This is a genomic window from Acetobacter ghanensis (assembly GCF_001499675.1).
Taxonomy (GTDB): Bacteria; Pseudomonadota; Alphaproteobacteria; order Acetobacterales; family Acetobacteraceae; genus Acetobacter; species Acetobacter ghanensis.
In genome coordinates this window covers 2,337,894-2,352,819 of sequence record NZ_LN609302.1, presented here as the reverse complement: position 1 = coordinate 2,352,819, position 14,926 = coordinate 2,337,894, and the positions used below count along the sequence as shown (strand labels likewise).

The 14,926-nt window shown below is 57.9% G+C and carries 13 protein-coding genes and 1 pseudogene; 8 read left to right on the top strand and 6 right to left on the bottom strand.

All coding sequences use genetic code 11. From position 1 onward, the window contains the following. Nucleotides 1-78 precede the first annotated feature (78 nt). From AGA_RS10950 to AGA_RS10940, 3 genes are all read right to left on the bottom strand, one after another. A complete protein-coding gene (locus AGA_RS10950) occupies nt 79-1,521 on the bottom strand; it encodes a HAMP domain-containing sensor histidine kinase (protein WP_059024327.1) in 1,443 nt (480 codons plus the stop codon). Beyond that, a complete protein-coding gene (locus AGA_RS10945) occupies nt 1,518-2,195 on the bottom strand; it encodes a winged helix-turn-helix domain-containing protein (RefSeq protein ID WP_059024326.1) in 678 nt (225 codons plus the stop codon). Before AGA_RS10945 ends, AGA_RS10950 begins: the two co-directional genes overlap by 4 nt. An 83-nt stretch (nt 2,196-2,278) precedes the next feature. Beyond that, nucleotides 2,279-3,379, bottom strand: a complete 1,101-nt coding sequence (locus AGA_RS10940) for an AI-2E family transporter (protein ID WP_059024325.1) — start codon at nt 3,377-3,379, stop codon at nt 2,279-2,281. A 153-nt stretch (nt 3,380-3,532) separates the two neighbouring features. Here AGA_RS10940 and AGA_RS10935 point away from each other — a divergent pair, with 153 nt between their 5' ends. Next, nucleotides 3,533-4,732 carry an MFS transporter gene (locus AGA_RS10935; RefSeq protein ID WP_059024324.1) on the top strand — a complete coding sequence of 400 codons (1,200 nt, stop codon included), beginning with the start codon at nt 3,533-3,535 and terminating at the stop codon, nt 4,730-4,732. Between the two features lie 74 nt (nt 4,733-4,806). On the opposite strand, the pseudogene AGA_RS10930 reads toward AGA_RS10935, so the two are convergent. Next, nucleotides 4,807-6,700 (bottom strand): annotated as a pseudogene (locus tag AGA_RS10930) (ATP-binding cassette domain-containing protein). A 139-nt stretch (nt 6,701-6,839) separates the two neighbouring features. Here AGA_RS10930 and ndk point away from each other — a divergent pair. Continuing rightward, the gene (gene ndk, locus AGA_RS10925; protein ID WP_059024323.1) at nt 6,840-7,262 is read left to right on the top strand and encodes a nucleoside-diphosphate kinase; all 423 of its coding nucleotides are present in this window, start codon (nt 6,840-6,842) and stop codon (nt 7,260-7,262) included. 224 nt (nt 7,263-7,486) lie between these two features. Further along, entirely contained in the window at nt 7,487-9,028 is a 1,542-nt protein-coding gene (gene hpnR / locus AGA_RS10920; RefSeq protein ID WP_059024322.1) for a hopanoid C-3 methylase HpnR, read from the top strand. Nucleotides 9,029-9,106: 78 nt separating this feature from the next. On the opposite strand, the gene AGA_RS10915 is transcribed toward hpnR, so the two are convergent. Beyond that, nucleotides 9,107-9,766, bottom strand: a complete 660-nt coding sequence (locus tag AGA_RS10915; protein WP_059024321.1) for a hypothetical protein — start codon at nt 9,764-9,766, stop codon at nt 9,107-9,109. Between the two features lie 139 nt (nt 9,767-9,905). On the opposite strand from AGA_RS10915, the gene AGA_RS10910 reads away from it, so the two are divergent. Both AGA_RS10910 and AGA_RS10905 read left to right on the top strand, forming a co-directional pair. Further along, nucleotides 9,906-10,118: a heavy-metal-associated domain-containing protein gene (locus AGA_RS10910; RefSeq protein ID WP_025826709.1), complete on the top strand. Its 213-nt coding sequence runs from the start codon at nt 9,906-9,908 to the stop codon at nt 10,116-10,118. A gap of 186 nt (nt 10,119-10,304) precedes the next feature. Continuing rightward, a complete protein-coding gene (locus AGA_RS10905) occupies nt 10,305-10,571 on the top strand; it encodes a hypothetical protein (RefSeq protein ID WP_059024838.1) in 267 nt (88 codons plus the stop codon). A gap of 18 nt (nt 10,572-10,589) precedes the next feature. Here the strand turns inward: AGA_RS10905 and AGA_RS10900 are convergent, their stop codons facing one another. Further along, the gene (locus AGA_RS10900; RefSeq protein WP_059024320.1) at nt 10,590-11,153 is read right to left on the bottom strand and encodes an HNH endonuclease; all 564 of its coding nucleotides are present in this window, start codon (nt 11,151-11,153) and stop codon (nt 10,590-10,592) included. Nucleotides 11,154-11,342: 189 nt separating this feature from the next. Here AGA_RS10900 and gluQRS point away from each other — a divergent pair, with 189 nt between their 5' ends. From gluQRS to AGA_RS10885, 3 genes are all read left to right on the top strand, one after another. Continuing rightward, nucleotides 11,343-12,281 carry a tRNA glutamyl-Q(34) synthetase GluQRS gene (gene gluQRS / locus AGA_RS10895; protein WP_059024319.1) on the top strand — a complete coding sequence of 313 codons (939 nt, stop codon included), beginning with the start codon at nt 11,343-11,345 and terminating at the stop codon, nt 12,279-12,281. Nucleotides 12,282-12,486: 205 nt separating this feature from the next. Continuing rightward, the gene (locus AGA_RS10890; protein WP_059024318.1) at nt 12,487-13,689 is read left to right on the top strand and encodes a pyridoxal phosphate-dependent aminotransferase; all 1,203 of its coding nucleotides are present in this window, start codon (nt 12,487-12,489) and stop codon (nt 13,687-13,689) included. Between the two features lie 3 nt (nt 13,690-13,692). After that, nucleotides 13,693-14,898: a pyridoxal phosphate-dependent aminotransferase gene (locus AGA_RS10885; protein WP_059024317.1), complete on the top strand. Its 1,206-nt coding sequence runs from the start codon at nt 13,693-13,695 to the stop codon at nt 14,896-14,898. Nucleotides 14,899-14,926 lie beyond the last annotated feature (28 nt).

Below are 14,926 nucleotides of genomic sequence, written 5' to 3'. Positions count from 1 at the left end.
ATTTCAACAAAACTATCTGCTTCAAACGATCTATTAACGTTAATAGTTTTAAGTCATCATTGTGACATTACGTATATTTTAAGTTCCATCTGGAAAATCATGTATGGCAGGCACGTCTATAGTGACGGCAAGACCGGGATTGTTGTGGCTCAGGCGCAGGGTTCCGCCATGCAGTTCCACAATGGCCTGTACAAGGGCCAGTCCAAGGCCGGAACCGGGGGTATTGCGTGCGCGCTCCGCCCGAAAAAAACGTTCCGATGCGCGCGCAATATCCGCGCTGTTCATGCCAATGCCGCAATCCACTACTTGGATGCGAATAAGGGCGCTCTGCTCTCCCTCATTGGTTTTGCTTGCAGGGCATTCCTGCGCGCTCAGGCGGATGGAACCGTGGGGAGGGGAGAACTTGATGGCATTGTCCAGAATATTGGCCAAAGCCTGCTGGAACATGGCCTGATCGCCCCAGAACGGCAGGTGGTCGGGCAGGTCGGTCAGCAGCTTCAGTTCTTGCTCGTCTGCCACGGCTTCGTACAGTTCAGCCATGTCACGCAGGGTCGTGACCAAATCGAACGTGGCAAAGGCCGAGCGGCGGGCACCGGCCTCAATCTGGGCAATGCGCAGCAGGGCTTCGCAAATGCCGGTCACGTTATCCAGATTACTGACGGCTTGATCTATGGCGGCGCGGAGTTCCTGCTCGTTGGTGGCGTGGGTGGAGGCGTCCTCCAGTTCGGCACGGGCGCGGGCAATGGGTGTACGCAGGTCATGTGCAATGGAGTTGGAAACCTGCTTGACGCCATCCATCAGCCGGGTGATCCGGTCCAGCATCTGGTTTATGGTCAGGGCGACATCGTCCAACTCGTCCCCCGTGCCAGAAACAGGGATGCGACGGGTCATATCGCCCTGTGTAATGGCCAGTGTCGTGCGGTTAATGGAATGGATGATGCGCCTGAACAGGGTGCGCACCACCCAGCCCCCGCCAATGGCCAGCAGGCCGACCATAACGCAGGTCCAGACCATGGCGTCAGTCAACATCCGCTGGATCTGGGTTCGGGCACTTATGTCGCGCCCAATCAGCAGGCGGTAGTCGCCATCCAGTGTCCATATGCGCACTTGGGCGAGCTTGAGCTGCCCGTCGCGCAGGACGGGCAGGCGCTGCCAGTTTATGGAGTTTTTAAGCCGTACAGGCCAGTGGGCAAGGTTGCCCGCCAGCAGTTTGCCATCCGGCGCGCTCAACAGATAAAGGGCGTTATCGTCTATATCCTGCGCAAGCCTGTTGTTAATCAGGTCTTCTAAGCCGGGAGCGCCCTCGCGCGTCCACTCGGTCAGCAAGGCGTGGGCATCAAGCGCTATGGAATGGCGAACGCGCTGGTCAAGCAGACCAACAGTGCCCCACCATACAAAAAACAGGAACAGTATGGCGGAGCTGATGAACAGAACGCTGTAAACAATGCCAAAACGAAGACTAACGGATTGTATGAGGGCCTTACGAAAGCTGGCCTGCATAAACCGTTGGAGCTTGCTCATTCCTGCAGCATGTAACCGGCGTTGCGTATGGTGTGCACCAGAGCGCGGTCAAACGGTTTGTCTATTTTTTGGCGCAGACGAGAAATATGGACGTCAATGACGTTGGTCTGCGGGTCAAAGTGGTAGTCCCACACGCCTTCCAGCAGCATGGTGCGGGTTACAACTTGCCCGGTATGCCGCATTAAAAATTCCAGAAGGCGGAATTCACGCGGTTGCAGGTCAATTTTCTGCCCACCTCTGCGGACCGAGCGGGAGAGCAGGTCAATCTCCAGATCGCCCACGCTCAGCTTGGTCAGCGGCTGGGCCTCGTTCCGGTTGCGGCGGACAAGGGCTTCCAGCCGGGCCTGTAGCTCGGAAAAGGAGAAAGGCTTGGTAACGTAGTCATCCCCGCCAGCTTTCAGGCCCGCCACCTTTTCATCCACATCCGCCAGAGCGGACAGCAGAAGCACCGGGGTCAGGTTTCCTTCGCGGCGCAGGGTTTCCAGAATATGGAGCCCCTCCACTCCGCCGGGTAACATGCGGTCAAGGATGATCACATCGAACTTGTCCTGGCAGGCGAGCGAGAGCCCCTGCTTGCCGTCTGCTGCCTGTTCTACCAGATGCCCAGCTTCTGACAGACCTTTGGCGACAAAATTACGGACCGTTTGATCATCTTCTATAAGAAGAACACGCATAGACAGACCTCGAATTACCCAAACGGATTACCAAATTCTTACAAGAAATATATGTTCTTGTCACGGGTTTGTGCGGAAATGTTTCATATACGGTCTGTTTCGGCTAGGGGTTTTGTCAGGGAATCGAGAATTGCCAGCAAAACCGCCGTGAGAGGCGAGGCAAAAATCAGTCCGGGAAAGCCCAGAATAGCCCCAAACAGGGTCTGGGAGAGAACGGTCAGTGCTGGTGGCATCTGGACTGCATGGCGCTGGATGACCGGGGCCAGCACGTTCCCTTCAAAAAACTGGATCACGCTGTACAGCACCGCCACCATAATGGTCTCCCGCGTACCAAGGGAGAGGGCAAGCAGCAGGGCAGGTACGGCACCCATAATTGCCCCGATATAGGGAATGAAATTACACATCCCCGCCAGCACACCCAACGCCAGAGCCAGAGGAACGCCAATAAACCACAAACCAATGCCTGAGAGCGTGCCAACCACCAGCATGTCCAGCGACTGCCCGGCAACCCATGCCCACAGGGTCTGCCCCGCGCGTAGCAGCAACTGGCGAATAATCGGCCGCCGCTCCTCGGGCACAAGGCGCAGCAGGCCATTGGCGTACGTAGCCGGAGACATGGCAAAATACAGCCCGGCAATGAGGATGACGACAAGCGTGCCAATAGCGCCAAAGGCGGACCCCAGAATACCAGTCATGGACCCGGCAATGCGGGAGCCGAGCGAGGCAAGGCTGCTGTCCCCGCCAGTATGGTGGCCCCCAAGGGAGGCGGGCAGATAGCTCAGAATCATCTGGCCGGTAGGCGAACCCTGCAAGTTGTCACGCAGGGCGGCCTCCTGCTGGCGCAGGGCTTCCTGCAGACGAATTGCCTCGCTGACAATGGACGGGCCACTGTTCCACACAAGGAGTCCGGCGCTGGACAAAAGAGCCAGAACGACAATGGAGAGCGCCCACCCGTGCGATAGCCCCAGATGGCGGCGCAGAATGTTGGACAGGCCATACAGCACCACCGCGCACAGCACGGAGGCAAAAATAACCATCATCACATCGCCCAAGAGCCAGATCAGCAGGCCAAAGCTGACGGCGCCAATGGTCAGGCGCAAAATGCGGGCAATATGTTCAGGCCCAAAAATGGGAGAATCCTGCGGGGTTGCCGGAGGCCGAGGAGGACTGCTGTCAGATGGCATGCAAGAAAACACTTTCAGGATCAGGAGAGGCTGTGTAACGGCTGTCCGTTCGTTGCTCTCACACTACTACATTACTTTTTTGTGTATTCTTATCCATTTGTACGTGGATGTGAGAAGAAATTTCTTTGACGTTTTTCAGGAGTGCAAACGGACATGTCTGGCGGGAACGACGGCGGGTTGGCTGCCGCCTCCAAGGCTCTTCTCGCTCTGGCGGTGGGGACTTTTGCCATAGGCACGGGGGAATTTGCAGCAATGGGGCTGCTGCCCCAGATGGCGGATAGCCTTCATGCCAGTATTCCGCGCACGGGGGAGGCCATCTCGGCCTATGCTCTGGGCGTGGTGGTCGGGGCGCCTCTGGTGTCGATCATGGCGGCGCAGGTGTCCCGCAGGCAGTTGCTTATTGTGCTTATGGCATGGTTTGCCGCGGCCAATGCGTTAGGCACTCTGGCGGGATCGCTGGGTATGCTTGACCTGGCGCGGTTTATCACGGGTCTGCCTCACGGTTCCTTCATGGGGGTTGCAGCACTGGTGGCGGCCGGGTTGGTGGACCGGGGGTATAGAGGGCGTGCCGTCGGGCGCGTGTTTGCCGGGTTGACCATAGCCAATGTGGTGGGCGCACCCTTTGCAACCTATGCCGGTTCTTACTTTGGCTGGCGTTTGTCCTACCTTTTTATTGGTGTGATCGGGGCCATATGCTGCCTTATGGTGCTGGCCTGGGTGCCTTATGACCCGCCCAACAGGGCGCGTTCGGCCTTGTCCGAACTGGGGGCGTTTTCGCGCAAGCAGGTCTGGTACGTTATGGGCACCGTGGCGTTCGGCTGTGGTGGCATGTTCTGCGTGTACACCTATTTTTCCGTTACATTGCAGGATGTTACTCATGTTCCGCTTTGGGGGGTGCCGCTTTTTCAGGCCCTTTGGGGTGTGGGCATGTGTGTGGGCGCATGGGGTGGCGGTTACCTGATGGACCGAAACCTTAAATGGGCCACCATTATTGCCTTCCTGTGGAATGCGGTGGCTCTGGGCCTGTTTGCGCTTGTGGCGCACACAGTATGGCTGACCGCTCTTGCTGTTTTTATGCTGGGTGGGGGGATTGCCCTTGGTCCGGCCATGCAGGTCCGTCTGATGGACGTAGCGGCGGATGCGCAAACGCTTGCGGCCTCCATGAACCACGCGGCCTTCAACTTTGCCAACGCCATTGGCGCATGGCTGGGTGGGGTGGTGCTGGCTATGGGGTTCGGGCTGGAGTCTACAGGCTGGGCCGGTATGGGGCTCTCGCTCATTGGGCTGCTGCTTTTTCTGCTCTCGCTACATGTGGAGGAGCGGGACGCCAGAAAAGCCAGTCTGTCTGCCTGACGGGGTATAGGCCCAAGGCCCCCTGTTTTTATATGCAGGGTGGCCTTGGGGAACTGCTTTTGGGGTGGGAATATTCAGGAGGCGCTGGTTTCGGCCTCTTCCATTTCCGCCTCTGCGGTCAGCCAGCGTTCTTCCGCTTCGGCCTCTTCCTTGGCAATGGCGGCCAGTCGCGTGTTTAGGCGTGTGACTTCCGCAGCCTTGCCCTCGGCATACAGGGCGGGGTCGGCCAGTGCGGCTTCCAGCTTTGTGCGTTCGGTTGCCAGCTTGGCCAGTTTGGCTTCCGCATCTTTAATAATCTTGCGGAGGGGGGCAAGCGCCTTGCGGGCTTCGGCCCGGTCTCGCCGTTCGTCCTTGCGGCTTTGCTGGGCGGTATTGTCCTGCTTGGGGCGGTTGGTTGCCCGGTTCCGCTCAAGTAGCCATGTGCGGTATTCGCCCATGTCCCCTTCAAACGGCACCACCTGACCATCCGCCACCAGCCACAGCCTGTCTGCCACCAGTTCCACCAGATGTGGGTCATGGCTAATCAGCACCACCGCTCCTTCAAAGTCTGCCAGAGCGCGGATCAGCGCATCACGCGCATCAAGGTCGAGGTGGTTGGTCGGTTCGTCCAGAATAAGCAGTTGTGGCGCATCCCGCGTGGCCAGAGCCAGCAGAAGGCGGGCTTTTTCTCCGCCGGACAGGTCCTTTACAGCTGTTTCCGCCCTGTCCGCATCCAGCCCGAAGCGGGCAAGCTGGGCGCGGACTTCCGATGGTGTGGCTTTGGGGAGGGCACGCGCCATATGGTCAATGGGTGTTTGCTCAAGGCGTAACTCCTCGGCCTGATGCTGGGCAAAATATCCCACTTTCAGGCGTGGGTTGCGCTCCACATCACCACTTAGCGCTGCAAGCCGCCCTGCAATCAGCTTGGCCAGAGTGGACTTGCCGTTGCCGTTTGCACCCAGCAGGGCAATGCGGCTTTCCATATCCAGCCGGAATGAGAGGTTGCTGAGCACCGGCTTGCCCTCATACCCCACACTGGCGCGGTTGACGGTCAGAATAGGGGGCGGAAGCTGCTCCGGTTCGGGGAAGGCAAAATGTGTGGCGGCGTCTTCCACCACGGCGTCAATAACGGGAAGTTTTTCTAGCGCTTTCAGGCGGGCCTGTGCCTGTTTGGCCTTGGTCGCCTTGGCGCGGAAGCGGTCCACAAAGGACTGCATGTGTGCCCGCCGGGCGGCAATTTTTTCGGCCTGACGGGTTTGTTGCAAAGCCTGTTCTGTACGGATTCGTACAAAATTTTCGTATCCGCCGGGGGTCAGGCTCAGCTTGCCACGTGCCAGATGGGCAATGGCATCCACGCAGGAATCCAGTAGTCCCCGATCATGGCTGACAATGAGCGCCGCTCCGGCGAATCGGCGTAGCCAGTCTTCCAGCCACAGTGTGGCCTCAAGGTCCAGATGGTTGGTCGGTTCGTCCAGTAGCAGCAGGTCGGGTTCTAAAAACAGCGCCGTGGCCAGCGAGACACGCATTCGCCACCCGCCAGAAAAGTCGGATACAGGGCGTTCCTGCGCCTCTGCACTAAAGCCCAGCCCCGCCAGCACGGTGCCTGCACGGGCGGGTGCGCTGTCTGCCCCAATAGCGCGCAGGCGTTCGTGTATTTCGCCCAGTCGCATGGGGTCTGTGGCCTGTTCGGCCTCGGCCATAAGGGCCGTGCGTTCGGTATCTCCCGCCAGAACGGTTTGCAACAGGCTGGCCCCGTCCGCCGGGGCTTCCTGTTTAACGCGCGCCATACGTGCGCGGGACGAAAGGCGGATGTCTCCCCCCGTCGGGCGCAATATCCCCCGCAATGGCGGCCAGCAGGGTGGACTTGCCAGCACCATTGCGCCCAACCAGCCCCACCTTGCGGCCGGGGTCTATGGAAAGGTTCGCCTGGTCCAGCAGAACACGGCCAGCCATACGCAGGCTAAGGTTGGAGATGACAAGCAGGCTCAACGCAACTCTCGTTTCTTCTGGAATTGTTCATTACATTCTGTGTGGTACCTACCAGCCAGCGCCGATATGCTCTAGATGGAAACGCTGAACGTTCGCCAGAGCAAGGCGGATATCTGCGTTTCTATCTAAGGAGGGCCTTATGGCTAAAGAACGTACTCTTTCCATTATCAAGCCGGATGCAACCCGTCGCAACCTGACCGGCAAGATCAACGCCGTGTTTGAAGATGCAGGCTTGCGCATTGTCGCCCAGAAGCGCGTGCAGCTTTCCCACGCTGTGGCTGGCGCTTTTTATGCCGTGCACAAGGAACGCCCTTTTTATAACGATCTCGTGTCCTTCATGATCTCCGGCCCGGTTGTGGTGCAGGTGCTTGAAGGCGAAAACGCTGTTGCCAAAAACCGTGAAGTCATGGGCGCAACCGACCCCAAAAAGGCCGAAGCCCACACCATTCGCGCCCAGTTTGCTGAAAGCATTGAAGCAAACTCCGTGCATGGTTCCGACAGCGCAGAGAACGCAGCAAACGAAATCCGCTTCTTCTTTGCAGAAACGGAAATCCTGCCCTAATTCTGGTAGGTCACACCCCGGCGTTGTGCCCTGTGCATACGTCGGGGCCGCCAGAATGGCGGTAAAGCCCAAGGTAAACGTCTTGCGCATGGGAGATACCCGGCGGCAAGGGTAGGGCAAGATAATTCTATTTCTTATATAATCGTTTCTTATGCTTTAGCGTTATGGGTACAGAGTGGGATGCTGTTCGCGTTCCCGGCCCGCAGTAGGCAGAAAGGAATGTCATGAAAGTTCTGGCGGTTCATCCCAGCGCCCTGATGTACACCAAGGTTTTCCTGCGGCTGGAGCCGTTGGGGCTGGAGCTGGTGGCAGGCGCTGCGCGGAATGCCGGACATGATGTGCGGATTATCGACCTTCAGGCTGAAACGCACGAAGACTACTGGAAGCTGGTAGAGGAATTCCAGCCCGATGCCGTGTGTTTTTCCGGTAGTTATCTGGCCAATGTCCCCGAAATCCTCGATCTGTGCCGTGCAACCCGTTACCGGTTCCCGAAGGTTTTCCAGTTTATTGGTGGTCACTCCGTCTCGTTCATCGCAAAGGATGTGCTGGAACTTTCCGAAGGGTCAGTAAACTGCATCCTTAAAGGTGAGGGCGATGCAACGGTCGGCCTGCTGCTGGATGCGGTGCAGAATGGCACCGATATTCTGCAGGTGCCCGGCACCGTAACGCTGGATGGGGAAGGCCCGCCGCCCATTTTTGTTAAATCGCTGGATGAGGTCCGCCCCGCGCGTGACCTGCTGCGCCACCGCAACAAATACTTTATTGGCACGCTGGACCCGGCGGCATCCATTGAATTCGCCCGTGGCTGCCCGTGGGACTGCACGTTCTGCTCGGCGTGGACCTTTTATGGTCGCTCTTACCGCACCGCCAGCCCGCAGGTTATTGCGGATGAGCTGGAGGAAATTAAGGAACCCGGCATCTTTATTGTGGATGACGTGGCCTTTGTGCACGAAGAGCATGGCATGGCCATTGCCAACGAAATTAAAAAGCGCGGGATTAAAAAAGAATACTATCTGGAAACCCGCGCCGACGTGCTGCTGCGTAACAAGGAAGTGTTTAAGGTCTGGAGCGAAATCGGTCTGTCCTACATCTTCATCGGGATGGAAGCGGTGGATGAGGAAGGGCTCAAGCAGTTCCGTAAGCGCGTCTCACTCGATAAAAACTTTGAAGCGCTGGAATACGCCCGCTCACTGGGGCTGATTGTGGCCATCAATATTATTGCTGACCCGTCTTGGGATCGTGCGCGGTTTGAAGCCGTGCGCCAGTGGTGCCTGGAAATTCCGGATATTGTGAACATTTCCGTTACCACCCCTTATCCGGGGACGGAAATCTGGCACAAGGAAGCGCGCCGTCTGACCACGCGCGATTACCGCCTGTTTGACATCCAGCACGCCGTGCTGCCGACCACGTTGCCTTTGCCTGAGTTCTATGAAGAACTGGTCAAGACCCAGCAGGTGCTGAACACCAAGCACATGGGCTGGCAGGCGCTTAAGGACACAGCAGGCATTGCGGTTAATCTGCTGAAAAATGGCCAGACCAACTTTGTAAAAATGCTGTGGAAGTTCAACTCGGTGTTCAACCCCGAACTTCAGCTTGCCGACCATCAGCGCCCTGCACGTTACCTTATGCCGATGCAGCCGGATGCCGTGGACAAGATTGACCGCAAGGACCTGTACGTACACGGGCCGGGTGGGCGTAAAACCCGTGCGCTGGATGATGCGACCGAAACCTTTGTGGACAAGACCCGCATGGGGGAAGAGGCCTAAAATTCAGGCCTTATTGGACCTGAGCATGTGTGCCCCACATGTTCAGGTTGCACCACGCAGCCCTCATCGAGCTTGAGGCTAGGGTGCCGCTGGTGGTGCAAAAGCAAAAGACTGCGGCGTGTAGGTTTCCACAACAAGGCTGAATGGTGTGCCCTCATGGGTGCGCAACAGCGCAATATGTCGGAACAGATGAGCAGGAAGGGCGAGTAATTCTTCCGCCTGCTCCTGGTTCTGGCAGTATGGCTGCATTTCCCATAATTCTGGCAGAGGCGACCATAGGGTTTCGCGTCGGATAAGCTGGCGGGTAAACCGCAGGGGGGAGACGACACGCCCAAAAGGGGTGTCGGTCTGCTCCAGCGCTTCGGTCATGGTTTTGGTTAGTCGTTGCGGTACAAACCAGTTTTCGGCTTCCGAATAAGTGCGACCTTGGTTGACTAAGCGGATCTTACGGTAATTTAGAGCGGTATGGGGCGTTGGCAGGTCCAGCGCTGCGGCCATATCTGGCGGGCAGATGCGCTGTGCATCCGGCTCCCGCTCTGCGCGCAAGGTCTCCTGCTTGCCAAGCAGTTTGTGGTCTCGCAGCCAGCGTTCCAGCGTTTGGGTGGCACTGCTTTCAGCCAGCAGGTGGTTTTCCATCTGATTAATCAGGCTGGCCAGCATCAGCCGGTGCAAAAAGCTGTTTTGCCACGATGGTGTTGGCAGTTCTGAAGATGGCAGGTTTTGCGCAAAGTCGGACATATGGGCCTTATATCATGCTTTGCGGCAGACATGGCGGGCACATCATTGTTTCGCATCAGAGCCGACTTGCGTTATGGAATAATCAGAATGACGTGTAAAAACGCCATATATGGAATTTGACAAAAAGGATGCAGACGCAATGAGCCAGACGACAGCAAGCTTTATGGTCGAAGGAATGACATGCGATGGTTGTGTTTCGTCCGTAAAACGTGCGCTGGCCGCAATTGACGGTGTAGATGGTACGGATGTCAATCTGGCAAATGGCGAGGTTAAGGTAACGTACGACCCCGCGCGTGTTGGTGTTTCTTCCCTGCGTGACGCCATTCGTGGTGCAGGTTACGAAGTCAGCTAAATCCGGTCGAGGCGTGTCATGCAGCCAGCGGAAAGGGGGCGTGACCTGCGCTCTCTGGTTGTGGGCTGGCAGGCGTGGCACCATGAGGGTACCGGAGCAACCGGTGGCATAAAGCCCGCTCAACAGGCGGCAACAAAGGTAAGCTGGTCCGTGACGCAGAAAACAAACAAATTGGCTCTGGGGGTTATGGCGGCGGGGGGCTTCCTGCTGGCCGGGTGTTCGTCCGAAATTGGGCGGGTACCCTTGGTGGATACGGATGTATCCTGCCTGCATAAGCAGATGGCTGGTCCCATGTTCCTGAGTTTTCCGCTGGCAGCCAATACCTGCCAGCGTATGAGCAATGGCGGGTTTGTGCTGGGGGAGAGCAAGGCAAAACCCCTGCCGCTTAACCTGAAGAACGCGCCCGACCTGCAAAAACTGGCGGATGAATACGGCTACAGCTACACCCGCTAAACCGGCATGGTGGAGGGGTTATCCCTCCAGCTCTGCATCCCAGTACAGGTAATCGCGCCAGCTTTTGTGCAGGTAGTTGGGGGGGAAGGCGCGTCCGTTCTCCTGCAACTCCCATGATGTGGGGCGCACGGGGGTGCGGCGGGGCAACATGCCAATATGGTGGGGCATATGCGGACCTTTGCGCAGGTTGCAGCAGCCGCAGGCGGTTACAACGTTCTCCCAGCTTGTGCGTCCGCCCTTACAACGGGGAATAACGTGGTCAAACGTTAGTTCCTGCGTTGGGTGCCGCTCTCCGCAGTACTGGCAGGAAAAATTGTCCCGCAAAAAAACATTGAACCGCGTAAACGCCGGTTTGCGCGCTGCGGGCACATAGTCCTTAAGGGCAATCACGCTCGGCAGGCGAAAGGCCTGATTGGGAGAGTGCACTTCCATGTCATATTCACTCAGGACCGAAACCCGGTCCAGACACACAGCTTTTATGGCATCCTGCCAAGGCCACAGAGAGAGTGGAAAGTAGGAAAGTGGTCGGAAGTCTGCGTTCAGAACAAGGGCTGGGTAGTTTAGAGTACTGCCATCCGCCAAGACGTGTCTCCCCGTTTGCACGAGAACACAGTTCCAAGGGGGGTCAAAAAACTCAATCCGACCGCCGTTAGAAGTGCGTCGTCGAGATAATTACCGCCAAGACTATTGCAGACACAAAAGGGTGTGGCAAGAAAATGCAGGCGAATAGTAACGGGTATTTGGCCATCTTGTGCATTTGGTAAGGTCATTATGACTATTCGATTACAGAACTATGACCATTATAAAACGAATTGGGTCACGCGCTTTGCGCCCAGCCCTACGGGGGCGCTGCATCTGGGGCATGTGGCATCTGCACTGTTTGGGCGGCGCTTTGCACGCCCCGCTGGGCAATGGCTGGTGCGGATGGAGGATATAGACCCCCAGCGCTGCAAACCCGCATATGCTCAAGCTATTCTGGAAGACCTGCACTGGCTTGGATTGGTGCATGATGGCCCGGTGCTGTACCAGTCCACCCGCATGGCGGAATATGGTGGTGCGCTGGGCAGGCTTGAGCGCATGGGGTTGCTGTATCCGTGTTTTTGCACCCGGTCGGAGATTATGCGTGAGAGTGCCGCCATGTTCTCCGCCCCGCATACTGCGCCCGATGGCAGCCTGCTTTACCCCGGTCGTTGCCGCCACCTTGATGCGCAGGAGCGGTTGCGGCGGATGGAGGCGGGAGACCCCTACGTGCTGCGGTTGGATATGGCCCGTGCGGTGGCACAGGCCCGCAGGGCGCAGACCAACAGCGGAAGAGCGTGGCCGTTAACGTATCATGATCTGGCATGTGGCACGGTGACTTGTCAGCCAGAGTTGTTTGGCGATGTGGTGCTGGCGCGGCGAGATGTGCCAGCCTCCTACCATCTCTGCGCCACGTATGATGATGCCGCTCAGGGCGTTACGCTGGTGACAAGGGGCGAGGACCTGCGCCCTGCTACCAGCCTGCACAGACTGTTGCAGACCTTGTTGGGTTTGCCAGTGCCCGCGTACGCCTTTCATCCTCTTTTGTGCGATGCCACGGGTCGCCGTCTGGCCAAGCGGGATGGTGCGTTGTCTGTTCGGGCCATGCGAGAACAGGGGCTAAGTGCGGCGCAGATATGCCACAAAGCCCTATTTGAGGGAGCCGCATCCCAAGACAACCCTTTGGGGTAAATGGGCTGCATCGCCAGCTTTGTGCAGGGCAGGCGTTAGGGGCCGTGCAGAACAAAAAAGATAGAGCAAGTGGAATCTCCGGTTCCGCCATGACCGGAAGAGGATTACTGTGCCCGCCGGAGCCGCGCATCTGCGCTAAGGGCGGAGCTTTGGGTTCCGTCTGGAGCAGGTGCCTTAAAATATTGTGTCGGAAAGTAAGAAAACCATGAGCCTTGTTGCTGACCGCCTGAACCGGATCAGTCCTAGCCAGACAATTGTCATTTCAACGCGTGCACGCGCCTTGAAGGCAGAAGGGCGGAATATTATCAGCCTTTCCGCAGGTGAGCCGGACTTTAACACCCCGGAAAACATTGCTCAGGCTGCGGTAAAAGCCATTGCAGCAGGCCAGACCCGTTATACGGATGTGGCAGGCACGCCTGAACTGCGCAAGGCCGTGGCAGAACGCTTCCGGCTGGACAGCGGACTGGATTACACTCCGGAAGAAATTATTGTTTCCACCGGCGGCAAGCAGATCATTTACAATGCGATGATGGCAACGCTGAATCCGGGAGATGAGGCCATTATTCCGGCACCGTGCTGGGTCTCCTACCCGGATATTGTCACACTGGCTGAAGGTGTGCCCGTTGTGGTGCCCTGCAAGCGCGAAAACGGTTTTCGCCTACAGGCGGAAGAACTGGAAGCCGCCATTACCCCGCGCACCAAGTGGTTGTTCCTCAATTCGCCCTGCAACCCCACTGGCGTTGCCTATTCGGCCGAGGACCTGCGCCCGCTGTGTGATGTGCTGCTGCGCCACCCGCATGTCTGGATTTTTACCGACGATATTTACGCCAAACTGGTGTACGACGGCTTCCGCCCTGCAACATTCGTGGAAGTGGAACCGCGTCTGCGCAGCCGCACCGTCACCATGAACGGCGTGTCCAAAGCTTATGCCATGACCGGCTGGCGCATTGGTTTTTCCGGCGCTCCGGTGGAACTGACCAAAGCCATGAACAAGTTGCAGGGGCAGTCCACCTCCAACACCTGCTCCATTGCTCAGGCTGCGGCCGTGGAAGCTCTGACTGGTCCGCAGGACTTTATTCAGACCATGGTCGATACCTATCAGGGGCGGCGCGACATGGTGGTAAGCATGATCAATCAGGCCAAAGGCATGGAATGTGCGGTTCCACAGGGGGCGTTTTATGTGTTCCCATGCATTGAAAAATGCCTCGGAAAAACCTCTCCGGGCGGAAAAGTGCTGAATACGGATGAAGATTTCGTAACCGCGCTGCTGGAGGAAGAAGGCGTGGCCGCCGTGCATGGCTCTGCCTTTATGTATCCGGGCTATATGCGCATTTCCTACGCAACCGATACGCAGAGCCTGCGTGACGCCTGCACGCGTATTCAGCGTTTCTGCGAAGGTCTGCTGTAAATCATGACCCGGAGTTTTGCCCGTCGTCTGAACGGTCTGCCTGCCCCTGCAACAATAGAAATGGCCCGGCGTGCCCGGGCTCTCAAAGCTGAGGGCAGGCCTGTTATTTCGCTCGCATTGGGGGAGCCGGACTTTGCAACCCCGCCCGCCGTGGTGGAGGCCGCGCATAAGGCCGCGCTGGACGGGCAAACCAAGTATCCGCCCGTGGATGGCACGCCAGCCCTCAAGGCGGCCATTACCCGCAAGTTTACGCGGGAGAACGGGCTGGACTACACGCCCGAGCAGATTATGGTCTCCAACGGTGGCAAGCAGGTCATCTTTAACGCGTTTATGGCAACCCTGAACGAAGGGGATGAGGTGGTAGTGCCGACCCCTTATTGGGTCAGCTATCCCCTTATTGCCCGTATGTTTGGGGCAACGCCGATGTTTGCGCCATGTCGGGAGGAAGATGGTTTTCGGCTGCGGGCAGATGTTCTGGCACAGGCGTTAACCCCCCGTACGCGCTGGGTTGTGCTGAATTTTCCGAACAACCCAACCGGAGCCATATGCCCGGCGGAAGATCTGGCAAAAATTGCCGAAGTCCTGCGTGCGTACCCCGATGTCTGGATTCTGTCGGACGAAATTTATGAGCATCTGGTGTTTGATGGCACGCCATCTGCCTCTATTGCCGCCGTGGCGCCGGACCTTAAGGACCGTACCATTACGTTAAACGGTGTGTCCAAAGCCTATGCCATGACCGGCTGGCGCGTTGGGTTTGCCGGTGGCCCGGCAGACCTTATTGCGGCCATGCGGGGTGTGCAGGGTAACGCCACCTCGGGTGTGTGCTCCATTGCGCAGGCCGCCGCTGCCGCCGCGCTGGATGGGCCGCCAGATCTTGTGCAGACCATGGTGGCCACATATAGCCGTCGGCGCAGCAATGTGGTGCAGGCCCTGCGTGCCGTGCCGGGGTTGACCTGCGCCATGCCGGAAGGGGCTTTTTACGCCTATCCGGGGGTTGCGGCCTGTTTAGGCCGGACAACGGCAGGTGGCCGACAGATAGCAACCGACCACGACTTTGCAACAGCCCTGCTGGAAGAAGAGTTTGTGGCAACGGTGCCCGGTAGCGCTTTTGGGCAGTCGCCCTATTTGCGCCTGTCCTGTGCAACCTCGGATGATGTGCTGGCAGAGGCATGCCAGCGCATGGCCCGGTTTGTTGGCGGTTTGCAATAACAGGGTTGGTCCCCCCAACCTGACCGGG